The 22,791-nt window shown below is 72.5% G+C and carries 22 protein-coding genes and 1 pseudogene; 13 read left to right on the top strand and 10 right to left on the bottom strand.

All coding sequences use genetic code 11. From position 1 onward, the window contains the following. Nucleotides 1-49: 49 nt before the first annotated feature. Both SSP29_RS27150 and SSP29_RS27145 read right to left on the bottom strand, forming a co-directional pair. Nucleotides 50-1,252 carry a glycosyltransferase gene (locus SSP29_RS27150; RefSeq protein ID WP_089103441.1) on the bottom strand — a complete coding sequence of 401 codons (1,203 nt, stop codon included), beginning with the start codon at nucleotides 1,250-1,252 and terminating at the stop codon, nucleotides 50-52. A gap of 183 nt (nucleotides 1,253-1,435) precedes the next feature. After that, nucleotides 1,436-1,984 carry an RNA polymerase sigma factor gene (locus SSP29_RS27145; RefSeq protein WP_089103440.1) on the bottom strand — a complete coding sequence of 183 codons (549 nt, stop codon included), beginning with the start codon at nucleotides 1,982-1,984 and terminating at the stop codon, nucleotides 1,436-1,438. 46 nt (nucleotides 1,985-2,030) lie between these two features. Between SSP29_RS27145 and SSP29_RS27140 the strand changes: the two genes are divergently transcribed. The 5 genes from SSP29_RS27140 (at nucleotide 2,031) to SSP29_RS27120 (ending at nucleotide 7,555) form a co-directional block, all read left to right on the top strand. Next, complete coding sequence (locus SSP29_RS27140) at nucleotides 2,031-3,428, top strand: serine/threonine-protein kinase (protein ID WP_089103439.1); 1,398 nt, start codon at nucleotides 2,031-2,033, stop codon at nucleotides 3,426-3,428. A gap of 126 nt (nucleotides 3,429-3,554) precedes the next feature. After that, nucleotides 3,555-4,265, top strand: coding sequence for a DUF4232 domain-containing protein (locus tag SSP29_RS27135; protein WP_089103438.1), 711 nt, complete (start codon nucleotides 3,555-3,557; stop codon nucleotides 4,263-4,265). A gap of 191 nt (nucleotides 4,266-4,456) precedes the next feature. Further along, entirely contained in the window at nucleotides 4,457-5,701 is a 1,245-nt protein-coding gene (locus tag SSP29_RS56445) for a polysaccharide deacetylase family protein (RefSeq protein WP_174856011.1), read from the top strand. Between the two features lie 68 nt (nucleotides 5,702-5,769). Further along, nucleotides 5,770-7,029: an arsenic transporter gene (locus SSP29_RS56440; RefSeq protein ID WP_174856018.1), complete on the top strand. Its 1,260-nt coding sequence runs from the start codon at nucleotides 5,770-5,772 to the stop codon at nucleotides 7,027-7,029. 37 nt (nucleotides 7,030-7,066) lie between these two features. Continuing rightward, nucleotides 7,067-7,555, top strand: a complete 489-nt coding sequence (locus SSP29_RS27120) for a universal stress protein (protein WP_089103772.1) — start codon at nucleotides 7,067-7,069, stop codon at nucleotides 7,553-7,555. A 12-nt stretch (nucleotides 7,556-7,567) separates the two neighbouring features. Here the strand turns inward: SSP29_RS27120 and SSP29_RS27115 are convergent, their stop codons facing one another. Continuing rightward, nucleotides 7,568-9,409: an RICIN domain-containing protein gene (locus SSP29_RS27115; protein ID WP_245883233.1), complete on the bottom strand. Its 1,842-nt coding sequence runs from the start codon at nucleotides 9,407-9,409 to the stop codon at nucleotides 7,568-7,570. A 617-nt stretch (nucleotides 9,410-10,026) separates the two neighbouring features. On the opposite strand from SSP29_RS27115, the gene SSP29_RS27110 reads away from it, so the two are divergent. Next, nucleotides 10,027-10,809 carry a phytanoyl-CoA dioxygenase family protein gene (locus SSP29_RS27110; RefSeq protein ID WP_089103436.1) on the top strand — a complete coding sequence of 261 codons (783 nt, stop codon included), beginning with the start codon at nucleotides 10,027-10,029 and terminating at the stop codon, nucleotides 10,807-10,809. Nucleotides 10,810-10,895: 86 nt separating this feature from the next. Here SSP29_RS27110 and SSP29_RS27105 read toward each other — a convergent pair whose 3' ends face one another. The 3 genes from SSP29_RS27105 to SSP29_RS27095 form a co-directional block, all read right to left on the bottom strand. Further along, on the bottom strand, nucleotides 10,896-11,864 hold the full coding sequence (locus SSP29_RS27105) for an aldo/keto reductase (protein ID WP_089103435.1): 969 nt from the start codon (nucleotides 11,862-11,864) through the stop codon (nucleotides 10,896-10,898). 95 nt (nucleotides 11,865-11,959) lie between these two features. Continuing rightward, nucleotides 11,960-12,493, bottom strand: a complete 534-nt coding sequence (locus SSP29_RS27100) for a flavoprotein (RefSeq protein WP_089103434.1) — start codon at nucleotides 12,491-12,493, stop codon at nucleotides 11,960-11,962. A 20-nt stretch (nucleotides 12,494-12,513) separates the two neighbouring features. Continuing rightward, the gene (locus tag SSP29_RS27095; RefSeq protein ID WP_089103433.1) at nucleotides 12,514-12,972 is read right to left on the bottom strand and encodes a nuclear transport factor 2 family protein; all 459 of its coding nucleotides are present in this window, start codon (nucleotides 12,970-12,972) and stop codon (nucleotides 12,514-12,516) included. An 88-nt stretch (nucleotides 12,973-13,060) separates the two neighbouring features. On the opposite strand from SSP29_RS27095, the gene SSP29_RS27090 reads away from it, so the two are divergent. Beyond that, nucleotides 13,061-13,612 carry a TetR/AcrR family transcriptional regulator gene (locus SSP29_RS27090; RefSeq protein ID WP_089103432.1) on the top strand — a complete coding sequence of 184 codons (552 nt, stop codon included), beginning with the start codon at nucleotides 13,061-13,063 and terminating at the stop codon, nucleotides 13,610-13,612. Between the two features lie 375 nt (nucleotides 13,613-13,987). On the opposite strand, the gene SSP29_RS27080 is transcribed toward SSP29_RS27090, so the two are convergent. Next, the gene (locus SSP29_RS27080) at nucleotides 13,988-14,188 is read right to left on the bottom strand and encodes a ferredoxin (RefSeq protein ID WP_089103431.1); all 201 of its coding nucleotides are present in this window, start codon (nucleotides 14,186-14,188) and stop codon (nucleotides 13,988-13,990) included. A 12-nt stretch (nucleotides 14,189-14,200) separates the two neighbouring features. Further along, entirely contained in the window at nucleotides 14,201-15,442 is a 1,242-nt protein-coding gene (locus tag SSP29_RS27075) for a cytochrome P450 (protein ID WP_089103430.1), read from the bottom strand. Nucleotides 15,443-15,735: 293 nt separating this feature from the next. On the opposite strand from SSP29_RS27075, the gene SSP29_RS27070 reads away from it, so the two are divergent. The 4 genes from SSP29_RS27070 to SSP29_RS27055 all read left to right on the top strand — a co-directional run bounded on the left by SSP29_RS27070 (nucleotide 15,736) and on the right by SSP29_RS27055 (nucleotide 18,630). Next, complete coding sequence (locus tag SSP29_RS27070) at nucleotides 15,736-16,368, top strand: LysE family transporter (protein WP_089103429.1); 633 nt, start codon at nucleotides 15,736-15,738, stop codon at nucleotides 16,366-16,368. Between the two features lie 131 nt (nucleotides 16,369-16,499). Next, nucleotides 16,500-16,940, top strand: a complete 441-nt coding sequence (locus tag SSP29_RS27065; RefSeq protein ID WP_089103428.1) for a nitroreductase family deazaflavin-dependent oxidoreductase — start codon at nucleotides 16,500-16,502, stop codon at nucleotides 16,938-16,940. Nucleotides 16,941-17,255: 315 nt separating this feature from the next. Then, nucleotides 17,256-18,272, top strand: coding sequence for a glutathione S-transferase family protein (locus SSP29_RS27060; RefSeq protein WP_089103427.1), 1,017 nt, complete (start codon nucleotides 17,256-17,258; stop codon nucleotides 18,270-18,272). Between the two features lie 16 nt (nucleotides 18,273-18,288). After that, nucleotides 18,289-18,630 carry a DUF4235 domain-containing protein gene (locus tag SSP29_RS27055; protein ID WP_089103426.1) on the top strand — a complete coding sequence of 114 codons (342 nt, stop codon included), beginning with the start codon at nucleotides 18,289-18,291 and terminating at the stop codon, nucleotides 18,628-18,630. Here the strand turns inward: SSP29_RS27055 and SSP29_RS27050 are convergent. Next, nucleotides 18,596-18,736: pseudogene (locus SSP29_RS27050) on the bottom strand (VOC family protein); the annotation flags it as partial. The gene SSP29_RS27055 and the pseudogene SSP29_RS27050 sit on opposite strands and share 35 nt — an antisense overlap. A gap of 65 nt (nucleotides 18,737-18,801) precedes the next feature. Beyond that, complete coding sequence (locus tag SSP29_RS27045; protein ID WP_089103425.1) at nucleotides 18,802-19,521, bottom strand: TetR/AcrR family transcriptional regulator; 720 nt, start codon at nucleotides 19,519-19,521, stop codon at nucleotides 18,802-18,804. 130 nt (nucleotides 19,522-19,651) lie between these two features. On the opposite strand from SSP29_RS27045, the gene SSP29_RS27040 reads away from it, so the two are divergent. Both SSP29_RS27040 and SSP29_RS27035 read left to right on the top strand, forming a co-directional pair. Beyond that, complete coding sequence (locus SSP29_RS27040; RefSeq protein ID WP_089103424.1) at nucleotides 19,652-21,145, top strand: APC family permease; 1,494 nt, start codon at nucleotides 19,652-19,654, stop codon at nucleotides 21,143-21,145. Between the two features lie 11 nt (nucleotides 21,146-21,156). Continuing rightward, complete coding sequence (locus SSP29_RS27035) at nucleotides 21,157-22,791, top strand: amidohydrolase (protein ID WP_089103423.1); 1,635 nt, start codon at nucleotides 21,157-21,159, stop codon at nucleotides 22,789-22,791.

Raw genomic sequence — 22,791 nt, 5'->3', positions numbered from 1 at the left:
ATACAGCTCACCCACCTCACAGGGGCGCCACGGTGGCCGTGTGTGCGGCTCAGGCGGCGTCGAGGAGCAGCCGGGCGGCCACGGTCGCGCCGTCGGTGCGCATCGCGCCGGCCACGGCGGCCGCGCGGGCGCGGGTCTCGGGGGTGAGGGCGGTCGCGAGCGCATCCGAGAGCGACCCGACGGTCGGGACCGGGCCGTCGTGCGCCGCGCCGATACCCAGTTCGGCCACCCGGGCGGCCCAGTGCGGCTGGTCCACGAACTGGGGGACGACCACCTGGGGCACACCGGCCACGGCGGCCGTCGTCGTGGTGCCCGCGCCACCGTGGTGGACGACGGCGGCGACCCGGCGGAACAGCGCCTGGTGGTTGACCTCGCCGACGGCGAAGCAGTCGTCCCGGTCGTCGACCGGGGCGAGGTCCGCCCAGCCACGGCCGACCAGCACGCGGCGGCCCCGGGCACGCACCGCCTCGACGGCCACCCGGGCGGCGTCCGGGGCGCCGCGCATGGCCATGCTGCCGAAGCCGACGTACACCGGCGGCGCGCCAGCCTCCAGGAACGCCACCAGGTCGGCCGGCAACGGGCGGGTGTCCGGCAGCAGCCAGGCACCGGTCTGCACGAGGTCGAGATCCGTCATCTCCCGCCACGGTGCCAGACCCGGATCGGCCGCCAGCCACGGCCGGTCGGTGAGGACGTGGTCACGGACGTTGTCCACCGGGGGCAGGCCGAGCGCGGCCCGGTGGGTGTTCAGCGCCTCCCCGTACAGGGCGTTCACCCGCTCGGCGTCCACCTTCCACAGCGTGGGCAGGTCGGCGTCGGCAGGGGCCGGGCGGCCCGGCCGGGCCGCGGGCGGGAAGCGCGAGGACGGCAGCCCGATCGGGTGGAAGCAGGCCATCACGTAGCGGATGCCCAGCTTCTCGGCCACCGACCGCGCACCGGCCGGCATCAGACCGCTCGCCACCAGCGCGTCGCAACCCTCGGCCGCCGGGGCGACCGTGTCGAAGTGCGCGGCGACCAGCTCGGGCGCGAGCTTGAAGGCGTCCTCCGGTGCCGGATTCGGCCGGGTCACCAGCGCGCGCACCGACGGCCCGAACGGCACGTGCGGCACGCCCGCACGGGCCAGCAGCTCCGCGAACTCCCCGTCCGGCGGGGCGCACACCCGGGCCTCGGCGCCGAGCTCCCGCAGCGCCACGGCGAGTCCCGCCAGCGGTTCGACGTCGCCGCGCGACCCATATCCCATCAACAGCACACGCATGTCGCGTATCCCCCAAATACCGCGGCTCCTGGCTTCGGCCTGCGATTCTGCGGGACGAGGGGGGCCTTGCCGCAAGCCCCCCAGTGCGCTATACGTTAAGAAGGGCAAGGAGAAGAACTCCTCGCCCGGTGTTTCTTCGGGGCCGCCGGTGTGCGGCCCTTTCTGCTGTCACGGCTGCTGCTGTCACGGCGCGCTCAGCCAGGGCCGGACCTGCTTGCGTGCCTCGTGCAGCCGGGACTTCAGCGTGCCCAGCGGGATCCCCACCCGCTCGGCGACCTCGGCGTAGTCCAGCTGGCAGATGTCCCGGTAGACGAGAGGCGCGACCAGCTGCGGGTGCTCCCGCTCCAGCCGGTCCAGCGCCTCCAGCAGATCGATCCTGGACCCGGCGATCACACTCGTCGTACGCGGGTCGACGTGCTCGGTCGGTTCGATGGTCGCCGGCTGCTCCGCCGCCCGCCGCTTCAGGTCCCGGTACTTCTGCCGGGAGCAGTTGGAGACGACGGTGTACAGCCAGGTGCTGAAGCGGCTGCGGCCCTCGAACGTGGAGATCTTCCGGGAGATCTGGAGCAGTACGTCCTGGGCCGCCTCCTCGGCGTCCTCCCGGCACGGCAGGAACCGCCCGCAGCGCCGTACGACGTCGGGCCAGACCGCGGACAGCAGCTGGTTGAGGGCCAGCTGGTCGCCCGCGGCGGCCCGCCGGGCGAGGTCTTCGGTCAGCGCGGCGTCCGGCACGGGAGGTCCCCCTCGAAGTCGATCTCAGGAAAGGCATGATAGTCGTATGCAACCCCTGGAGCGGATCGGCCGCTATCGCCTCGAACAGCGCCTGGGCACCGGTGCCTTCGGGACGGTCTGGCTCGCTTACGACGACCAGCTGGACGCCCCGGTGGCGGTGAAGGTGCTCGCCGACAACTGGTCCCATCGCCTCGACATCCACGACCGCTTCCTGTCCGAGGCGCGGCTGCTGCGGCGGGCCGACTCGAAGCGCGTGGTGCAGGTCTACGACATCGGCGAACTCCCGGACGGGCGGCCGTACTTCGTGATGGAGTACGCCGACGCGGGCACCCTCGCCGACCTGCTCGGCGGCGGCCCGCTCCCGATCCCCGACGCGCTGCGGCTGACCGCGCTGGCGGCGCGCGGCGCCGCGGACCTGCACGGGGCGGGAATCGTGCACCGGGACATCAAGCCGACGAACGTGCTGCTGCGTACGGCGCAGGACGGCACCCGACGGGTACTGCTGGCCGACCTGGGGCTGGCCAAGAGCCTGGCGCAGGCGTCGGGGCTGACCCTGGCCGCCGGCTCGGCGGGGTACCAGCCGCCGGAGCAGGCCCGGCCCGGTGAGGGCATCGACGCCCGCGCCGATGTCTACGCGCTGGGCGCGGTGGGCTACGAACTGGTCACCGGCACGGTGCCGGCGGCGCCCGGGCAGGTCGTCCGGCCGGAGCGGCTGCGGCCGGACCTCGGGGACGACGTGCAGCGGGCGCTGATGCGGGCGCTGGAGCCGGACCGGCAGCGGCGCTGGCCGACGGCGCAGGCCTTCGCGGACGAGCTGGACCGGCTGGCGGCGACCGCGGCGGCCCGGCGGCCGCGGCGGCTCGACGGCGTGCGGCGGCGGCTCAACGTGGTCACGCTCACCCTCGCCGCGGTCCTGGCGGCCGGCGGCACGGCCCTCGCGGTCACGCTGACGCATCGGGACGGGACGCCGAGCGCGGAGACGAAGGTCTCCGACGCCACCGGGCGGGTGGTGGCCGAGGTGCCGTCCGGATGGGCCGGCGAGCTGCGCAACTCCGGCTGGAACCCGCAGGCCCTGGGGCTGGCCTCCGGGCACGAGCCGGGTCTGGAGGTCGCCGACGACGTGTCGGAGTGGCAGGACCTGACGGCCGCGGTGAACGGCGTGTTCATCGGGGCGAGCGAGCACGGGGACGTCACCGCCAAGGTGAACGCCCTGACCCACTCCGGATGCCACTACGACGGCAGCCGTGCCTTCACCGGCACCGAGTGGAAGGGCCGGGTCCGCAGCTGGAGCGGCTGTTCCGGCGCGGGCGGCTCGATCCAGGAGGCGGCCCTCAAGCCGGCCGGCGGCGACAGCCAACCGCAGGTGTATGTGCAGGTACGGCAGAAGGGCGCCGTCGACAAGGCCACCACGGACGGCATACTCGGGTCCCTCCGGGTCACCTGACCCGATGAATCCCGGCGTGCCCCCGAACTTTTCCGCTGTTTCTCGCATCGGATGGGAGTGACGGCGCACGGAGCGCCTCAGGTACGCCTCGTCCGCGTGCCACGACATCCAGGAGTGCTGATCCACATGGCGCACACGTCCCAGTCCTTGCGGCGCGGGGCGGCCCTGCTCGCGAGCACGGTCGCCGCCCTGGGCCTCCTGACCGCCTGCGGCAACGGCGGTCAGGGCAAGTCCCCGGAGTCGGTGTCGGGCACGGCCGCGCCCGCGACCGGAAACGCGTCGAGTGCGGACACCTCGGGCACCTCCGCCGTCCCCTCCGGCACCGGCTCCTCGCCGGCGTCGCAGACCGGCGGCTCGGCCACCGGCGGCGGTTCGTCGACCGGGGGCACCACGACCGGCACCACCGCCGCGGCCGGCACCCGCTGCCACACCTCGGAGCTGACCGCCTCGGTGGGCGGCAACGACCCGGGGGCCGGTCAGGAGAACTTCCCGATCGTGCTCACCAACAAGTCGGGCCGCACCTGCACCGTGCGCGGCTACCCGGGCGCCGCCTTCGTGAACGCCGCCGGCACCCAGCTCGGCCCCGACCCGCAGCGCGAGTCGGGCAGCACCGCCGCGACGGTCACGCTCAAGCCGGGCCAGAGCGCCTGGGCCGGGCTGACCTTCTCCAGCCCGGAGATCAGCGGCGCCAAGACGGCGACGCCGGCCGCGCTGCTGGTCACCCCGCCGGACGAGAAGGACTCGCTGAAGGTCGCCTGGACGAACGGCGCGGTCCCGGTGTCCGGGAACGCCTCCTCGGTGCGCCTGAACGTGTTCAGCGCCGGTACCGGCGCCTGACCACCCCCTGACCGGACCCCGCTGCCCACTCCCCCGGGCAGCGGGGTTCGTCATGTCCGGGCCACGACTGTCACAGACGTGCAACACGCACGGCCGGCTCCGATCTTTTTCGCCGGACCGCCCATCGAACCCGTCGACCACACAGCAACGGGGCTCCGCGAGGGGCCGGGACGACGGAATCGGGGACGGACATGAGCGGCATCTCTCGCAGGCGGGTGCTGACGGCGGGCGCGACGGCGGGGGCCCTGGGTGCTCTCTCCGCATGCTCGAACGGCAACTGGACGGTGGGCGGCAGCAGTCCGGCCGACGGCAGCAAGGACGGCGGTGCGCCGGCCAAGCCGCTGAAGCTCATCGGCGACGGCTCCACCGCCGACACCGGTGCGCAGCCGCACCAGCCGAAGGCGACGCGGATGGCACCCGGCAGCAAGCCGCCGCAGTTCGTGGTGTTCTCCTGGGACGGCGCGGGCGAGCTCAGCAACCAGCTGTTCTCCCGCTTCCGCAAGGTGGCCGCGGACCACGGCGCGAAGATGACGTTCTTCCTCTCCGGCATCTACACCCTGCCCGAGTCCAAGAAGGACCTCTACCGTCCCCCGCAGCACGCGGTCGGCGCCTCCGCGATCGGCTACCTCTCCGACCGGCACATCCACGCCACACTCCAGCAGGTGCGCGCCGCCTGGCTGGAGGGCCACGAGATCGGCACCCACTTCAACGGACACTTCTGCGGCTCCGACGGGGTGCGCAACTGGTCCCCCGCCGAGTGGCGCAGCGAGATCGACCAGGCCATGGACTTCGTCACCAAGTGGAAGACGAACACCGGCTTCACCGACCTGGAGCCGCTGCCCTTCGACTACCGCAAGGAGCTGATCGGCGGCCGCACCCCGTGCCTGGAGGGCCAGACCAACCTGCTGCCCACCGCGGCCGCGCTCGGCTGGAAGTACGACGCCTCCTCCCCCGGCGGCCTGCAGATCTGGCCGGGCAAGGTGCAGGGCAACCGCATCTGGGACTTCCCGCTGCAGTCCATACCGTTCCCCGGGCACTCCTTCCAGGTCCTGTCGATGGACTACAACATGATGTACAACCAGTCGGCCGGCAATCCGCTGGGCGACAAGACCCAGTACGAGGCCTGGCGCACCCAGGCCCGCGACAGCTACGTGGCGGGCTTCGAGCGGGCGTACAGCACCAACCGGGCGCCGTTCTTCATCGGCAACCACTTCGAGCGCTGGAACGGCGGCATCTACATGGACGCCGTCGAGGAGGCGATCGGCAAGATGGCCGAGCACGACGACGTGCGCTTCGTGTCCTTCAAGCAGCTGGTGGCGTGGCTGGAGGCGCAGGACCCGGCGGTGCTGCGCAAGCTGCGCACGCTGAACCCGGGGCAGGAGCCGGTCGGCGGCTGGGCGGAGTTCCTGGGCGTGGCGGGTACCCAGTCTTCGTAACCGGGTCCGTCTGTTTTCATCTGCTTTCATGGGCGGCCGTACTTGATCACGCATCCGAGGGACGCGCCCTGAACACGCCGCTCGCCGAGACCCTGTCCGTCCTCCTGCTCGCCGCCGTTCTCGCCTGGGCCGTGATCCGGCCGCGCGGCCTGCCGGAGGCGGTGCTCGCCGTACCGGCGGCGGGGATCGTCGTCGCCACCGGGGCGATCTCCCTCGGCCACGCGCGGGCGGAGGCCGAGCAGCTGGGCCCGGTCGTCGGTTTCCTCGCCGCCGTCCTGGTGCTGGCCCACTTCTGCGACGTGGAGGGCCTGTTCCATGCCTGCGGGGCATGGATGGCCCGGTGGTCGGGCGGGCGGCCGGTGCGGCTGCTGACCGCGGTGTTCGCGCTGGCGTCGGTGATCACGGCGGTGCTCAGCCTGGACGCGACGGTGGTGCTGCTGACGCCGGTGGTGTTCGCGACGGCGGCCCGGTCCGGGGTGCGGGCCAAACCGCACGTCTACGCCTGTACGCACCTGTCCAACACCGCCTCGCTGCTGCTGCCGGTGTCCAACCTGACGAACCTGCTGGCGTTCGCGGCGAGCGGGCTGAGCTTCACCCGGTTCGCGGCGCTGATGGTGCTGCCCTGGCTGGTGGCGATCGGCGCCGAGTACCTGGTGTTCCGGCGGTTCTTCGCCCGTGACCTGTCCTCGGCGGCCCCGGGCTCCGAGGATCCCGGCGAGCCGCCCCGGCTGCCGGTGTTCGCGCTGGTCACGGTGGCCTGCACGCTCGCCGGGTTCGTGCTCGCCTCGGCGGGTGGGATCGACCCGGCGTGGGCGGCGTGCGCGGGGGCGCTGGTGCTGGCCGGGCGGGCGCTGCTGCGGCGGCGGGCGACCCCGGTGACGGTGGTGAAGGCGGCCGCGCCCGCGTTCCTGGCGTTCGTGCTGGCCCTCGGGATCGTGGTGCGGGCGGTGGTCGACAACGGGCTCGCGGACGCCCTCGGCCAGGTGCTGCCGGGCGGGACCGGGCTGCCGACGCTGCTCGGCATCGCCGTGCTCGCCGCCGTCCTGGCGAACATCGTCAACAACCTGCCGGCGGTCCTGGTGCTGCTGCCGCTGGCCGCGCCGACCGGGCCGGGCGCGGTGCTGGCGGTGCTGCTCGGGGTGAACATCGGACCGAACCTCACCTACGCCGGGTCGCTCGCGACGCTGCTGTGGCGCAGGATCGTGCACCAGCACGACCACGGGGTGGACCTCGGGGAGTTCACCCGGCTGGGGCTGCTCGCCGTGCCCGCCGCGCTGTGCGGGGCGGTGGTGGCACTGTGGGGGGCGCTCCAGGTGGTCGGGACCTAGACGGAATTCGGTCGGGATCTGGACGGAGGCCATGGGCATGCGGGTGATCGTCTGGCTGGTCGAGGGGACCTGGCCCGCCTGTGTGGACGCGGCGCGCGGCTACGCGCGGGACGCGTCCGAGGTGGTGCTGCTGCATGTGGACGAGCCGGGGGTGGCCGGGCTCGCGCACGGCGCCTTCGCGGGGCTGCTGGGCCGGGCCGGCTCGGAACCGGACCCGGAGCGGCGGCTGGTGGAGCTCGGCGGCACGTCGGCGGCGGAACTGCTGGCCGCGGCCGAGGCCCGGCTGGGGCGGCCGTGCACCCGGCTGGAGCGGGTGGGCCGGGTCGAGCGGGAGGTGGTGGCCGCCGCCGGCGACGCCGGCCTGCTGGTGCTGGCCCGGGACGGCGACCGGTCCCGGCTCGGGCCGCACAGTCTGGGCAGGGCGGCGCGGTTCGTCGTGGACCACGCGCCCTGCCCGGTGCTGCTGGTGTGGTCGGAGGGGGCGCCTGACCTGAGGACGATGCCGCCCCCGCCGCCGCACCCCTGAGCCCGCGCGGGCTCAGTGCCCGTGGTGGTCCCCACCGCCGCCGTAGCCACCGCCGTAACCGCCGCCGTAGCCACCGCCGCCGTACTGGCCGTCCCCGGAGCCGTAGCAGTAGCCCGGGTACTCGACGCACGGGTTGTAGCTGGGGGTGCTCGACGGCGTCGGCTGCGCCGTCGTCTTCGAAGCCGACGGGGTGGGCGTCGGCGTGGGCTTCGCGGCCTTGGTGACCGGGGTGGCGGACGCGGTAGGGGTCGGGGTGGTGTCGGCGTCCCAGTTGACGATCTGCATCTGCAGGTCGGGCTGGGAGGTGTCCATCACCCAGCGCTGTGCGCTGACGTTCGCCCGGGTCTTGACCACGAGGGCACCGCCGCCGTCGGTGGCGGCCGGGGCGAGCGCCAGGTCCTGGTCCCAGCGGGGCACCAGCGCGCCCTGGAGGGTGAAGTCGTAGTGGACGCTCTTGGTCTTGGTACCGGCCGAGACCGTGCACGGGGCGAGCTGGACCGAGTAGCCGAGGTGCGAGTCGAGGCACAGCTCGGGTGCGGCGGCGTTGCGCAGCAGTCCGTCGCCCTCGTACGTCCACTGCTGGCTGGCGACCGAGGAGCACTCGGCGAGCTCGGTCTCGGCGCCCTTGACGGCCTTCTTGCCGACCACGCCGATGCACAGGCCGGAGGCGATGTTGTGCAGTCGCCCGCGCAGGGTGCCCTGCGTGGTCCGGCTGGTGCCGATCCAGGACGGGCCCGAGGTGGCGGTGCCGGCCGGCGTGGCGGACGGCTTGGCGGAGGCCGAGGTGGAGTCGTCGCCGGAGCCGAGCACCGACCACAGCACCAGCGGCAGCACGACCAGACCGCTCACGGTGCCCACGGCCACGGTGAGGTTGCGGCGCCGCACCCGGCGGGCGGCCCGCTGCTTGGCGCGGCGGGAGGCGGCGGGGTGCACGATCAGGTCCTTGCCGGGGGCGGCCTGCGGCACGAACGCCTCGCCGCCCGCGAAGCCTCCGGCAGGCATGGCCGCGGGCTCGGCGGGCTGCTCGGTGAGGCCGGCCCGGGACTCCATGTAGGCGCGGGCGCCCCAGCCGAGCACGGCCTCGGCGAGGGCGATGCCGAGTCCGCCGTTGAACTGCTGGAGCTGGTCGGCGGTGTACCGGCAGTGCTTGCAGCCGTTCAGGTGCTGCTGGAGGTCCCGGTCGACGTCGACCCCGCCGCGCCGGAAGGTCACGTCGATCATCCGGACGTAGCGCTGGCACTCGTCCTCGTGGGCGAGCTCGCGGTGCACCTGGAGGCACTCCTCGCGCATCCGCTCGCGGGCCCGTCGCAGTTCGACACGCGCGTCCTGCTCGTCCAGGCCCAGCAGTGCGGCGGGGGCGGCCAGGGGCTCCGACTCCACCTCGGTGTGCCACAGCACGGTCCGCGAGGACGGGGTCAGCCGCTGGAAGGCGCGGGAGAGCAGCCGCCGGTTCGCGGGCGGAAGCAGCCGGGAGGCGGCCCTCTCGCCCTTGCCGACGCGCAGCTGGGGGTGGAGCAGGTCGCCGCGGCCGTCGTGGTCCCATTCGGCGGCGATGCGGCGGACGGTGACAAGGAGCTGGGGGCGCCAAGCAGCAGTCGGGCCGGCCTGGCGGAGGGATTCACCGAAGAGTCTGGTGAATGCGGCGGTGGTGAGCATTCCCGCGCCGCGCGTCCCGTCGGTGCACAGGCGGGCGTAGGCGAAGGCCGCCTCCCAGTGCCGGTCGAGAAGTTCTCCGACGGGGTGCAGGGCGGGTGCGGTGCCCGTCCACTGCTTGAGCTCGGCGCTGAGCTGCTCGTCGGTGACGTCGAACGGCCGGGCGGGGGTAGGGGAATTCCCCAGGCCTGCGTCATTCACGGCGGCATTCCTTCCAGACGCAACGCGGGATTCGGTCCATACCGTCTGGTATGCGACCGGTATGCGACCCGGCCGACACCGAGGTCGGATGGGCTTGTTGGGGGGTTCGGCACGCGAACGTACGCCGTCGGCAGCTCTTTTGAAGCGTGGGGGGCGTACGGGAGCGGCCTCGCGCATGCGGCGGTGAAAATAATTGTCCGCATGCCGACACGGCACACCTTTGCACAGGCCAGCAGGGCAGAACAAGGGATCCCAGGGTTTTGCGCATTGCCCTGAGGTTGCGGTAATTTGACGAATCGTCAATGAGAGAGTCCGCGCTTTGTCGTCGTATCGACATCGCAATTGGCGCGGGGATTCGAGACGGGTCGCCCCGGGATCGACAGCAACCATTGAACCACGGCCCGACCTGCACAAGCCGTCCGGCCGCCGGTGCCCGTGAAACCAATAACCGGGGGCATTTGAGACGTTCACCGGAGCGGTGGCCGCCGGACGGGACACCGTGTCTTTCTCGGAAAACCCGGTTGAAGCGGAACGGGCTGGGAAATCCGGACGCGACGGCGAGCGGGCGGACCGTGTGAGCGCGACAGGACCAGGACACCGGACCGAGGAGGACGGACATGACAGCCACCGGCATCGACAGCACCATCCTGCGGCAGTTCGAGGAGGACGGGTTCACCGTCGTACGGGGGTTGTTCGGGTACGACGAGATCGACCGGCTGTGTGCGGAGTTCGCGGCGCTGCACGCGGCGGGGCGTGTCGTGCCGGGGCACTTCGAGCCGAAGCCGACGGCGGATCCGCTGCACCGCTATCCCCGGGTGATGCAGCCCCACGAGATCAGCGCGCTCGCGCTGCGGTTCCTGCTGGACGCGCGGCTTCGGGTGATCCTGGAGGCGCTGTTCGGGGAGGAGGTGCTGGCCGCGCAGAGCATGTTCTACTTCAAGCCGCCGGGGGGCCGGGGGCAGGCGCTGCACCAGGACAACTTCTATCTGCGGGTCGAGCCGGGGACGTGCGTCGCGGCGTGGGTCGCCTGTGAGGCGATCGACCGGGAGAACGGCGGCCTGGAGGTGGTGCCCGGGACGCATCGGATGGACCTGTTCTGCCCGGAGGAGTCGGATGCAGGGCTGTCGTTCGCGCGGGAATACGTGGCACCGCCGGAGGGGCTCGCGGCGGTGCCGGTCGATATGGGGCCGGGGGATGTGCTGTTCTTCAACGGGAGCTTGGTGCACGGGTCACAGCCCAATCGCTCCGCCGGGCGGTTCCGGCGGTCGTTCATCGGCCACTACGTGGGGCGGTCGGCGGAGCGGATCGGGGCGTATTACCGGACGTTGAGCATGGGCGGGGAGAGGGTTCCTCTGCTGGAGAGCGCGGGAGCCGGTCCTTGTGGGACTGAGCGGTTGTGATTCGGGTGCGGGTGAGTGGGGGCTTGTCGCGCCCACGCGGCGGAGCCGCAAATTGACACAGCCCCGCGCCCCTAAAGGGGCGCGTTTCAGTGGCCGGAGATGGGATGGGGGCCGTAGGGCTGCTCCAGCTCTTCCAACTCCTTGTCGCTGAGCGCCAGTTCCACCGCCGCCACCGCGTCCTCGATGTGGTTCTGTTTCGACGCGCCGATGATCGGGGCCGTCACCGTGTTCTGGTGGAGGAGCCAGGACAGGGCCACCTGGGCGCGCGGGACGCCTCGGTCGTCGGCGATGCGGGTGACGGCCTCGACGATCGCGCGGTCGCCGTCCTGGTAGAGGCGGTTGCCGAAGTTGTCCGTGGAGCTGCGCTCGGTGACCGTGCCCCAGTCGCGGGTGAGACGGCCCCGGGCCAGCGGGCTCCACGGCAGCACGCCCACGCCCTGGTCGGCGCAGAGCGGCAGCATCTCGCGCTCCTCCTCGCGGTAGAGGAGGTTGTAGTGGTTCTGCATGGAGACGAACTTGGTCCAGCCGTTCCGCTCGGCCGTGTACTGGGCCTTGGAGAACTCCCAGGCGTACATCGAACTCGCCCCGATGTAGCGGGCCTTGCCCGCCTTGACGACGTCGTGCAGCGCCTCCATCGTCTCCTCGATCGGCGTGTCGTGGTCGTAGCGGTGGATCTGGTAGAGGTCGACGTAGTCGGTGCCGAGGCGGCCGAGGCTGTGGTCGATCTCGGAGAGGATCGCCTTGCGGGACAGGCCGCCACCGTTGGGGCCGGGACGCATCCGGCCGTGCACCTTGGTGGCGAGGACGATCTCGTCGCGCGGGACGAAGTCGCGCAGCGCCTTGCCGACGATCTCCTCGCTGGTGCCGTCGGAGTAGACGTTGGCGGTGTCGAAGAAGTTGATGCCGGCCTCCAGCGCCTGCCGGATCAGCGGCCGGGACGCCTCCTCGTCGAGGGTCCACTCGTGGGTGCCGCGGTCGGGCAGGCCGTAGGTCATGCAGCCGAGGCAGATCCGGGACACGTCCAGACCGGTGCGGCCGAGCTTCACGTACTCCATCGTTGTCTCCCGCCGTCGAGATCACGTCGTACAGAGGCGAGCGTACGTCGAGGGGTAGTCCGGTCTCCTGTCGTGGCGGTGGTTATCGGACGCCGTCAGTGCCGCTCCAGCAGGTCCAGCGCCCGTTCCCAGGCGAACTCGGTGCGTCCGTCGTCCGTTTCGGCCGCGCCGGCACAGGGGTCGCCGAAGCGGACGCCGAGCGCGCGCAGCCGGGCCAGGCTCTCCTGGTAGGCGGGGTGGGCGGCCAGTGCGCCGGCGACACAGGGCAGGACGGCGATCGGGACGCCGAGCCCCAGGGCCTCGCACAGGGTGCCGACGGCGAGGGTGTCGGCGAGCCCGGCGGCCCATTTGTTGACGGTGTTGAAGGTGGCGGGGGCGACGACGACGGCGTCCGGCGCGGGGAAGGGGCGCGGATCGGAGGGCCGGCGCCAGGCCGACCGGATGGGGCGCCCGGTGCGGGCCTCGGCCTCGGCGGTGTCGAAGAAGCCGTTCACGGCGACGGGCGTGGCGATGACCCCGACCTCCCAGCCGCGTTCCTGCGCCGCGGTGATGAGCCTGCCGACGCCCGCGGCGATACCGGCGGCGCAGACGACGAGGTAGAGGAAGGGCTTACGGGGCTCATCGGTCATTCAGGAACCCTATGCGGGCGCTACCGGAGCGGGAAGGACAGGCCCCGCTCGGACTCCGGGCGCGGACCGTGGATCCGGCGCTCGTGCTCCTCGATCCGGACGTCGTTGATGCCGGCCTCGCGCCGGGTCATGAGTCCGTGCCCGTCGAACTCCCACAGCTCGTTGCCGTACGACCGCCACCACCGGCCGTCCGCGTCGCGGCACTCGTACTGGAAGCGGACCGCGATGCGGTCGCCGTCGAAGGCCCAGAGGTCCTTGCGGAGCGCGTAGTCGAGTTCCCGGGCCCACTTTGCGGTGAGGAACTCGACGATCGCGGCGCGGCCGGTGACGAAGGTGCCGCGGTTGCGCCAGACCGAGTCCTCGGAGTAGGCGAGCGCCACCCGTTCGGGATCGCGGGTGTTCCAGGCGTCCTCGGCGGCCTGGACCTTCTGGACGGCGGTCTCCCGGGTGAAGGGCGGCAGGGGCGGACGGTCGGCCATGATCTCCTCCTCGACAAAGGGAGAACGCACGTTCTCCGGGTCGCTGCTACCGTAGGAGAACGCACGTTCTCTCGTCAAGGAGTGGCCCATGGACAGCGCGGTCGCGCGTGAGCAGGCTCTGGACGCCGCCGAGCGGCTGTTCTACGGGCGCGGGGTGCAGTCCGTCGGCATGGACGACATACGCGGCGCCTCCGGTGTCTCCCTCAAGCGGCTCTACCAGCTGTTCCCTGCGAAGGAGCAGCTCGTGGAGGCCTATCTGGAGCGGCGGGACGTGCGCTGGCGGCAGCGGCTCGCCGAGCACGTCCGGCGGCACGAGGACCCTCGGGAGCGGCTGCTCGCGGTCTTCGACTGGCTGGAGGGGTGGTTCGGGGAGGCGGACTTCCGGGGGTGCGCCTGGATCAACGCGTACGGCGAGCTCGGTGCCACCTCCCCGCGGGTGGTGGCCCAGGTGCGGGGCCACAAGCAGGCGTTCAGGGACTACCTCGCGGAGCTGGTGGCCGACGCCGGGCTGGCCGCGGCGCTCACCGGGCCGCTGTTCCTGCTCGCCGAGGGGGCGATGGTCACCGCGGGCGTCACCGGGAGCACGGAGCCCGCGGCCGAGGCCCGCGCGGCGGCCCGGGTACTGCTGCGCGCCGGGTGAGGGCAGTCGACGGCGGCGAGCCGCGAGAGCCCGGCGCGGGCCTCGGTGAGGGAGGCGGCGGCCTTCTCCTGACCGGCCAGGACCGGCAGCACGTCGACGCGGGTCAGCTCGGCGGCGACCGGGTGGCGGCCTACGAGGTGGTCGCCGACCCGGCACGGCTGCGCGGGCTGGAACTGGCGGTGCTCGATGTACCGACGGCGGCCTGGGGCCTGTCTGACAATTCCTGTCTGCCTCGCGACGCCATGCACGCACTCTCGCCGCACCGGGCGCAGACCCAAGTACGTCCAACGAGGGCCTACGCCCGGCACGCCGAGAGCACGCACCTGACGCCGCGAGGCCGCCCTCCGGGCGACGACGGGAATTGTCAGACGGGCCCTAGCCCGTCGGTTCCTTGATGGTGATGGCGTGCACCGGGCAGGCCCGGGCCGCCTCCTTGACCAGCGGGTCGCCGCCGCCGTCGGCCATGCCGGGGAGCAGGGTGCTGAAGCCGTCGTCGTCCTGGGTGAAGACGTTGGGGGCGGTCAGGGCGCACTGGCCGGCGCCGATACAGACGTCCTGGTCGATCTCGATGTGCATGGCAGGAGCCTCCTACCAGGTCACGGGGAGTTCCAGCATCCCCTGGATCGTGTCGCCGGGTTTGAAGGGAATCTCCTCCGGCGGTGCGGCGAGCCGGAGGCCCGGGAGCCGCTCCCACAGGGTGCGCAGGGCGATCTCCAGCTCGGTGCGGGCCAGGTTCTGTCCCAGGCACTGGTGGATGCCGAAGCCGAAGGCCACGTGGTGGCGGGCCGGGCGGTGCCAGTCGAGGGCGTCGGGGTCGTCGTACACGGACTCGTCGCGGTTGATGACTGAGGTCGCGAAGAGCACGCCGTCGCCCTTGCGGATGGTGGCGCCGTCCACCTGGATGTCCTCCAGGGCGACGCGCAGCAGCCCGTCGGCGATGGACAGCATCCGCATCAGTTCCTCGACGGCGGCGGGCACCAGCGCGGGGTCGGCGCGCAGTTCGGCGAGCCGCTCGGGCTGCTGGAGCAGGGTGAAGGTGCCGAGCGAGATCATGTTGGCGGTGGTCTCGTGCCCGGCGACCAGCAGGATGAGGGCGAGCGCGACGACCTCGGCGCGGTCCAGGGCGCCGTCGCGCAGCCGCTGGTGGACGAGGTCGTCGAGAACGCCGTCGCCGGGGACCGCGTCCCGGCTCTTCCGGTCGGCCAGGTCGCCCAGATAGGCCTCCAGCTTCTCGCGCGCGTCCAGGGAGTCGGCAGGCGCCGGACCGCGCAGCAGCCGCCGGGACTGCGCCTCGAAGAACTCGTGGTCGGCGTAGGGCACACCGAGCAGGTCACAGATGACCATGGACGGCACGGGCAGCGCGAAGGAACTCACCAGGTCGGCGGGCGGTCCCTCGGCGATCATCCTGTCGAGCAGTTCGTCGACGATCCGCTGGATGGCCGGTCGCATCCCGGTCGCCCGTTTGAGGGTGAAGTCCGGGATCAGCATGCGGCGCTGGGTCTGGTGCTCGGGGTCGTCGAGGCCGAGCAGGGCGACCTGGCGGCGCTCCCGGGCCACCGCGAAACGGGCGTTCGGCATCGGGAAGTCCTCCCGCCGGCGGTCGCTGGAGAGCCGGGGGTCGGAGAGCAGCGCGCGGGCCGTGCCGTGGCCGGTGACCGCCCAGGCGGTGCGGCCGTCGTAGAGACGGATGCGGGCCAGCGGGTCTCCCTCCCGCAGCGGGTCGTAGCCGGTGGGCGGGTGGTAGGGGCACGTGCGGTCCTGCGGCCAGTCCACCGGGTCGGCCGGGTGGGCAGGAGGGGTGGGTTCCGTCAGGTCCGTCAGTTCGTTCATGGAAGACCTCGCAGACGAGTGTCGTACGTCGTGCCGATCTTCATTAGATGCCCGGGGCACCTATGGGACGACCGCAAGTTCGGCCAGATCGGTGAATCGGGTGATCTGGCCGAACCGCACGCGGTCGGGGGACGATTCCGCGCCGAAATTCGCTTGCCGGTGCGGCGAAGCGGACCCCAGGATCTGCGCATGAACACTCCTGACGCCGTTGTGCCGCTGACCACCGCGACCGTCCGTCGGGTGCGGGTCCAGCAGCAGCCCGGGCGTCCCCGGAGGCCCGAGCCCGCACGCGCGTGACGGCCGCGCTCGTCGCCGGCCTGCTCGCCGGGTACGGGATCGCCGTCCCGGTCGGTGCGGTCGGCACATATCTAGTGTCCCTCACGGCTCGCACGTCACTGCGGACCGGCGCCTGCGCCGCGCTCGGCGTCGCGAGCGCCGACGGCCTGTACGCCCTGCTCGCGACCGTCGGCGGTGCCGCACTGGCGGCGGCGCTGCTGCCGGTGCTCGGGCCGCTGCGGCTGGTCTCGGCGCTGGTGCTGGTGGGGCTCGCCGTGCGCGGTGCGGCGGTCGCGCTGCGCCGGTTCCGGGAGCGGCGGCTCACGACCCGTGCGGAGCGGCCGGTACCCGGCCCCGGGCGGGCGTATCTCGGCCTCCTCGGAATCACCCTGCTCAACCCGACGACGGTGATCTACTTCGCGGCCCTGGTGGTCGGCACGCGGTCCGCCGGGCCGGTACGGCCGCTGGAGCAGGGCGTCTTCGTCCTCGCGGCCTTCGCCGCCTCGGCGAGCTGGCAGCTGCTGCTGGCGGGCGGTGGCGCGCTCCTCGGCCGGGGCCTGACCGGCCGCCTGGGACGCCTGGTCACGGCGCTGCTGTCGAGCTTCGTGATGCTGGGGCTGGCGGCGCGGATGGCGCTGTCGCCGGGCTGACCGCCCCGTGCGCCCGGGGCGCTGGGCGTGGGCGAGATCCCGTCAGGGCACCGGTGTCGTGTGGATGATCCGGGGCACTCCCGGTGTTGAATCATGCCGTCAGTCATGGAAGCGACGAGGGGACGGACCTCATGCCTCTTGAGGGCGAGTACGAGCCCAGCCCGACCGCCTGGGTGCGCGAGCAGGTCGAGTTGTACGAGAGCTCGGGCGGGAAGGAGGGCACCACCCTGATGGACACCGGGATGCCCGTCATCCTGCTCACCACTCTGGGCGTCAAGAGCGGGAAGATCCGCAAGACCCCGCTGATGCGGGTGGAGCACGCCGGGAAGTACGCCGTGGTCGCCTCCCAGGGCGGTGCGCCCAAGCATCCGGTCTGGTACTTCAACGTCAAGTCGCACCCGGTCGTCGAGCTCCAGGACGGGCCGGTCAAGCAGGACATGACCGCCCGTGAGGTCACCGGCGCGGAGAAGGCCGAGTGGTGGGAGCGGGCCGTCGCGGCGTATCCGCCGTACGCCGAGTACCAGACGAAGACCAACCGGGAGATCCCGGTGTTCGTCCTGGAGGCGCAGTAACGGGGAACTGACGATTCCGGGAATCCATTCCGGCCGGGGACCGTCGGAATTTAGAAAAATCTGTTTCCGGAAGGCATGAACCGGCTTCGGGCCGGGCAGCCGAATAGCAGGCCCCGCCGCGTTCCCCCGTCGCGGCGGGGCTTTCATGTGCCCCCCCTGCCGCCTCCTGGGTGATCGGCAGGCCGGCGGCGAGCGCCACGAGCGCCGGCCGCGCCGACAGGGGGCTGATCACTCCGTGCGAGAGGCCGAAATGCGGGAACGCATTCCCGCAGGGCCCCCGGTCGACCGAGGGCGGCCCCCCGGCAAGGAGGACATATGAGCGGCGGCGACGGCAACAGCGCGCTGGGACACAAGGCATTCAGCCGGTCCCCCAGCCATTTCACGGACCGGATCACGGCGGACGGAAGGGACGGCTGGCCGGTGGCGGCCGGACGCTACCGGCTGGTGGTCAGCCGTGCCTGCCCGTGGGCGAGCCGGGCGGTGATCTCCCGGCGGCTGCTCGGCCTGGAGGACGCCCTGTCGCTCGCCGTCACCGACCCGGTCCAGGACGACCGCAGCTGGCGCTTCACCCTCGACCCCGGCGGCCGTGACCCGGTGCTCGGCATCCGGTACCTGAGCGAGGCCTACGACCGCCGGGAGACCTACTACCCGGGCGGGGTGAGCGTGCCCGCGGTCGTGGACGTGCCGAGCGGACAGCTGGTCACCAACGACTACCAGCAGCTGACCCTGGACCTGGCCACCGAGTGGACGGCTCTGCACCGGGACGGCGCGCCGGACCTGTACCCGGCGCGGCACCGGGACGAGATCGACACGGTCATGGCGGAGGTGTACGAGGACGTCAACAACGGGGTCTACCGGGCCGGGTTCGCGCACGAGCAGCAGAAGTACGAGGAGGCGTGGGCGGGCGTGTTCCGGCGCCTTGAGCTGCTCGCCGAGCGGCTGGCCGGGCAGCGCTACCTGGTCGGGGACAGCCTCACCGAGGCCGACATCCGGCTGTTCACCACACTGGTGCGGTTCGACGCCGTCTACCACGGCCACTTCAAGTGCAACCGCTGGAAGCTCGCGGAGAACCCGGTGCTGTGGGCGTACGCCAGGGACCTCTACCAGACGCCGGGATTCGGTGACACCGTCGACTTCGACCACATCAAGCGGCACTACTACCAGGTCCACACCGGGATCAACCCGACCCGTATCGTGCCTCTCGGCCCGGATCTCGCCGGGTGGCTGACTCCCCATCACCGGGGGGAGCTCGGCGGCCGGCCCTTCGGGGACGGGACGCCGCCCGGCCCGGTGCCGGCGGACGAGGAGGTCGCGGTCGCGGGGCGGCCCTGAGAACGCGGAGGCAGGCATGGCCAAGCGCAGGAAGAAGCTGAAACTCCCGCTCGTCTACGCACCCGTCGGCTCCGTGCTGACCTGGGCCGGCGGGGCGCTGGGCGCACTGGTCTTCCGCCGGACCTGGAAGGCGCTGCGTGGCGAGGAGGACGCACCGGACGCCCTGGACCGGGACCGCGGCTGGGGCGAGGTGCTGCTGGCCGCGGCGGTCCAGGGTGCGGTCTTCGCGGTGGTGCGCAGCGCCGTGGACCGCACCGGCGCGACGGCCATAGAGCGCTCCACCGGGGTGTGGCCGACCGCGCGCAAGAGCGGCCGGGACCGGGTCAGCCCTCCGGGAGCAGGGCCGGACGCAGCGTGAAGGGGTGTCCGGCCGGGTCGGAGTAGCCGCGCTCCTCGTACGGCCCGGTCGGGTCCCGGGTCTCGGTGGGCAGTCCGCCGAGGCCGACCACCCGGCGCTCCGCCTCCCGTCGCGCGCGGGCCCGGCTCCCGGCGCTGTTGTGGTCCGGGAGGGGGCGGGTCCGCGCGATCATCAGGCGCCCGCGGCCTCGCGGATCTGCGTGAGCCGCGCCTCGGCCGCCGTCAGGAGCAGGTCGAGGGCGGCCGGGTAGGAGCTGCCCCGCATCGAGGCCACGAGATGGCGGGCGGTGGCCGCGATGTTCGGATGGCTGGTGGCGGGCAGCCGGGCGTAGGTCGCCCGCCACACGTCCGCCTCGGCGTCCCGGGCGGCCTGGGGCAGGGCGGTGTTGGCGGAGTCGAGGGCGCCGTACGCGAGGGCCTGGTCGACGAAGGCGTGGTAGACGCGGACCGCCTCCGGATCCGGGAAACCGGCGTTCCGCAGCACCCCGAGGACGGTCTCGACGGCCTGGATCTCGTACGTCCGCCCGGTCACCCGGTGGGCGCTGAGCACTGCCGCCCGGGGGTGGGCGAGGGCTCCGGCGTGCATGCGCAGGCCGAGGTCGCGCAGGTCGGCGGGCCAGTCGCCGGTGGGTCGCCAGCTCCGCAGGGTACGGCCGATCAGCTCGTCGGCGATGGCGAGCATCAGGTCGTCGGTGTGCCGGAAGTAGCGGTACAGGGAGCTGGGGTCAGCGCCCAGGGCGCGGCCGAGGCGGCGCACGGACAGGGCGTCGGCGCCGTGCTCCTCGATCAGCCGCATCGCGGTCTCGACGATCAGCTCCTCGGAGAGGACCACGCCCTGCCGGGTGGGGCGCCGGCGCTGCCGGGCGGCGGCCGGGACGACACGTTCGCTCATGGAACCTCCCTCACGTCGTGCCGGGCACCTTATGACAACACCGTTGACCTGTGAAGGGCGCCGGCAGTTTCATGTCCCGTCACCGGGGCCGACCAGTCCGGCCCCCAGGTGCGAGCGGAGTGTGCCGGCCATGACCGACCAGCCCTACACAGCAGACCCCCCTGAGTTGCGCAGATCCCTCGGCGTCCTCGACGGCATCGCGGTGGCCGCGTCCAGTACGGCCGCCACCACCAGCATCGGCATCGGTCTGGGGGTGACGGCCGGAGTGGTCGGGCTGCATCTGCCGGCCGTCATGCTGCTGGCGTTCCTGCCGGTCCTCGGCATCGCGGGCGCCTACTCCCGGCTGAACCGGGTGGAGCCGAACGCGGGCAACGGATATGTGTGGGTGGGCCGTTCGCTCAATCCGTGGCTCGGCTTCATGGTCGGCTGGGTGAACATCGTGGCGACGGTCGCGTTCCTCGCGTACACCACGGCGGTCACGGGATCCGCGATCCTGCAACTGGCGGGTGAGGCCGGAGTGCACCGGATCGGCTCGCTCGCCCTCGACCCCGGCTCCACGGCACAGACCACGGCCGTCGGCATCGTCGTCCTGGTCGCCGTCACCCTGACCGCGGTGACCGGCATCCGCACCGCCGCCCGCCTCCAGACCGGGCTGCTGGTCTTCGAGTACGTCGTGCTGCTCGGGTTCTGCGGCTACGGCATCGTCACCGGACCGCACCCCTTCAGCCTGAGCTGGTTCGACCCGTTCGCGATCCCGTCGGCCACCGCACTCGCCCAGGGCCTGCTCCTTTCGGTGTTCTGCTACTGGGGTTTCGAGGCCGCGTTCAGCGTCAACGAGGAGGTCCGCGACCCCCGGGACGCCTCCCGGGCCGGGCTGATCACCCTGGTGACCATGCTGGGGCTGTTCCTGCTGGGCTCGGTGGCGTTCCAGCGGGTGCTGTCGGAGCGGGAGCTGGCCGGGCACGGGGCCCAGGGTCTGGCGTTCTTCGGCGACCGGCTGGCCTCGCAGCCGTGGGCCGCGCTGCCGCTGGTGGCGCTGATGTTCTCGGCGGTGGCCTCGCTCCAGGCCGGGGTGATCCCGACGGCCCGGGGCATGTTCGCGATGAGCCGGGACCGTACTCTCGGGCCGGTGTGGTCCAGGGTCAGTGCCCGGTACGGGACCCCGGCGGCCGGCACGTTGCTGATCGGCGCGCTGGCCGTGGCGGTCGCCGCGCTCGCCCTGGTGATCCCGCGGCTCGCCGACATGATCATGGCGACGGTGAACGCCGTCGGCATCGTCGTCGCCCTGTCGTACGCGCTCACCGCGCTCGCCGCCGCCGCGCGCTTCCGATCCCTGCTCCGGGAGGACTGGCGGCAGGGCGTACGGGCCGTGGTCCTTCCGGCGCTGAGCGCCCTCGCCCTGCTGGGTCTCGGCGGCTATCTCGGCTGGTCCTTCTACACCTCGGCCGACCACTTCGAGGTCAGCGCGGACAACGGCTGGTTCCTGCTGACCACCCCGCTGGTGATGATCGCGTCCGGGTTCGTCGCGGCCGGGTGGGCGAAGTACGTGCGCCGCTCGCCGTACTTCTGCACCGGCGAGGGCACGGATGCCGACGCGCCCCAGCTGCTCTCGACCCCCAACTAGGAACAGGAAACATGCACGCAGATCTGCTCTTCACCGGTGGCCCCGTCCTCACCCCCGAGGGTCCCGTGGCCGCCGCCGTCGCCGTCACCGGTGAGCGCATCAGCGCCGTCGGCCCCGCCGGGGAACTGCGGGAGCTCGCCGGGCCGCGCACCGAGGTGGTCGACCTGGCCGGGCGGCTGCTGCTGCCCGGGTTCCAGGACGCGCACGTCCATCCGGTCCCGGCCGGCCTCGAACTGACCCAGTGCGATCTGACCGGGCTGCGGACCGCCGAGGAGACCGTGGCCGCCGTACGCGCCTACGCCGAGGCGCATCCGGAGCGGGCGTGGATCCTGGGCGGCGGCTGGTCCATGGAGGCGTTCGCGGGCGGCACGCCGACGAAGGAGCTGCTGGACGCCGTCGTACCGGACCGGCCGGTGTACCTGCCCAACCGGGACCATCACGGGGCGTGGGTCAACAGCCGGGCCCTGGAGCTGGCCGGGATCGGCCGCGACACGCCGGACCCGGCCGACGGGCGGATCGAGCGGGACGCGTCCGGCGTGCCGAGCGGCACGCTCCAGGAGGGCGCGATGCAACTGGTCGGCCGGCTCGCGCCGGCCGCCTCCCCGGCGGACCGGCTCGCGGCACTGCTGCACGCCCAGCGGCATCTGCACGCGCTCGGCATCACGGCCTGGCAGGACGCGCTGGTCGGGGAGTTCCTCGGCATGGACGACCCGTCGCAGGCGTACCTCACGGCGGCCCGGGACGGTTCGCTGACCGCGCGGGTGGTGGGCGCGCTGTGGTGGGACCGGGAGCGCGGGGCCGAGCAGATCCCCGAACTCGTGGAGAAGCGGACCGCGTTGAGCCATGGCCGGTTCCGGGCGGGCACGGTGAAGCTGATGCTGGACGGGGTCGCCGAGAACGGCACGGCGGCGCTGCTCGACCCCTACCTGGACAAGTGCGGCTGCGCCACGGGCAATCGAGGCAAGAGCTTCATCGATCCGAAGCAACTTCCCGGGTACGTGACCGAGTTGGACGCACTCGGCTTCCAGTGCCATTTCCATGCGCTGGGAGACCGGGCCGTACGCGACGCGCTGGACGCGGTCGAGGCGGCGCGGGCGGCCAACGGGATGAGCGACACGCGACCCCACCTGGCGCATCTCCAGGTCGTCCACCCCGACGACGTACCGCGTTTCGCTCGGCTCGGCGCCACCGCCAACATCCAGGCGCTGTGGGCCGCGCACGAGCCGCAGATGGACGAGCTGACGATCCCCTTCCTGGGGTCCGAACGGGCCTCGTGGCAGTACCCGTTCGGGTCGCTGCTGCGCGCCGGGGCGCGGCTCGCGGGCGGCAGCGACTGGCCGGTGAGCAGCCCCGACCCGCTCCAGGGCATCCATGTCGCAGTGAACCGGGTCGAACCGGGCGGCGACGCGCCGGTGTTCCTGCCCGGGGAACGGCTGGGGCTCGGCGCGGCGATCACGGCGTACACGGCCGGTTCGGCCTACGTGAACCACCTCGACGACACCGGGCGGGTGGCGGTCGGGGCGCTCGCGGATCTGGTGGTCCTGGACCGCGATCCATTTGCCGGGGCCCCCGAGCGCATCGCGGACACACGCGTCGCGCACACATACGTGGGGGGCGCGCGAGTGTACTCAGCTCCGGAGGCATGA

Origin of the sequence: Streptomyces hyaluromycini, assembly GCF_002217755.1 — a bacterium.
Taxonomy (GTDB): Bacteria; Actinomycetota; Actinomycetes; order Streptomycetales; family Streptomycetaceae; genus Streptomyces; species Streptomyces hyaluromycini.
The sequence above is the reverse complement of the archived record's forward strand: the minus strand, read 5'-3'. Positions and strand labels throughout refer to the sequence as shown.

What these genes read in the sequence shown, in the direction of transcription:
- SSP29_RS27150 (WP_089103441.1), bottom strand. Translation starts at nt 1,252, where the DNA reads ATGCGTGTGCTGTTGATGGGATATGGGTCGCGCGGCGACGTCGAACCG.
- SSP29_RS27140 (WP_089103439.1), top strand. Translation starts at nt 2,031, where the DNA reads ATGCAACCCCTGGAGCGGATCGGCCGCTATCGCCTCGAACAGCGCCTG.
- SSP29_RS27135 (WP_089103438.1), top strand. Translation starts at nt 3,555, where the DNA reads ATGGCGCACACGTCCCAGTCCTTGCGGCGCGGGGCGGCCCTGCTCGCG.
- SSP29_RS56445 (WP_174856011.1), top strand. Translation starts at nt 4,457, where the DNA reads ATGAGCGGCATCTCTCGCAGGCGGGTGCTGACGGCGGGCGCGACGGCG.
- SSP29_RS27120 (WP_089103772.1), top strand. Translation starts at nt 7,067, where the DNA reads ATGCGGGTGATCGTCTGGCTGGTCGAGGGGACCTGGCCCGCCTGTGTG.
- SSP29_RS27110 (WP_089103436.1), top strand. Translation starts at nt 10,027, where the DNA reads ATGACAGCCACCGGCATCGACAGCACCATCCTGCGGCAGTTCGAGGAG.
- SSP29_RS27105 (WP_089103435.1), bottom strand. Translation starts at nt 11,864, where the DNA reads ATGGAGTACGTGAAGCTCGGCCGCACCGGTCTGGACGTGTCCCGGATC.
- SSP29_RS27100 (WP_089103434.1), bottom strand. Translation starts at nt 12,493, where the DNA reads ATGACCGATGAGCCCCGTAAGCCCTTCCTCTACCTCGTCGTCTGCGCC.
- SSP29_RS27095 (WP_089103433.1), bottom strand. Translation starts at nt 12,972, where the DNA reads ATGGCCGACCGTCCGCCCCTGCCGCCCTTCACCCGGGAGACCGCCGTC.
- SSP29_RS27090 (WP_089103432.1), top strand. Translation starts at nt 13,061, where the DNA reads ATGGACAGCGCGGTCGCGCGTGAGCAGGCTCTGGACGCCGCCGAGCGG.
- SSP29_RS27080 (WP_089103431.1), bottom strand. Translation starts at nt 14,188, where the DNA reads ATGCACATCGAGATCGACCAGGACGTCTGTATCGGCGCCGGCCAGTGC.
- SSP29_RS27075 (WP_089103430.1), bottom strand. Translation starts at nt 15,442, where the DNA reads ATGAACGAACTGACGGACCTGACGGAACCCACCCCTCCTGCCCACCCG.
- SSP29_RS27065 (WP_089103428.1), top strand. Translation starts at nt 16,500, where the DNA reads ATGCCTCTTGAGGGCGAGTACGAGCCCAGCCCGACCGCCTGGGTGCGC.
- SSP29_RS27060 (WP_089103427.1), top strand. Translation starts at nt 17,256, where the DNA reads ATGAGCGGCGGCGACGGCAACAGCGCGCTGGGACACAAGGCATTCAGC.
- SSP29_RS27055 (WP_089103426.1), top strand. Translation starts at nt 18,289, where the DNA reads ATGGCCAAGCGCAGGAAGAAGCTGAAACTCCCGCTCGTCTACGCACCC.
- SSP29_RS27045 (WP_089103425.1), bottom strand. Translation starts at nt 19,521, where the DNA reads ATGAGCGAACGTGTCGTCCCGGCCGCCGCCCGGCAGCGCCGGCGCCCC.
- SSP29_RS27040 (WP_089103424.1), top strand. Translation starts at nt 19,652, where the DNA reads ATGACCGACCAGCCCTACACAGCAGACCCCCCTGAGTTGCGCAGATCC.
- SSP29_RS27035 (WP_089103423.1), top strand. Translation starts at nt 21,157, where the DNA reads ATGCACGCAGATCTGCTCTTCACCGGTGGCCCCGTCCTCACCCCCGAG.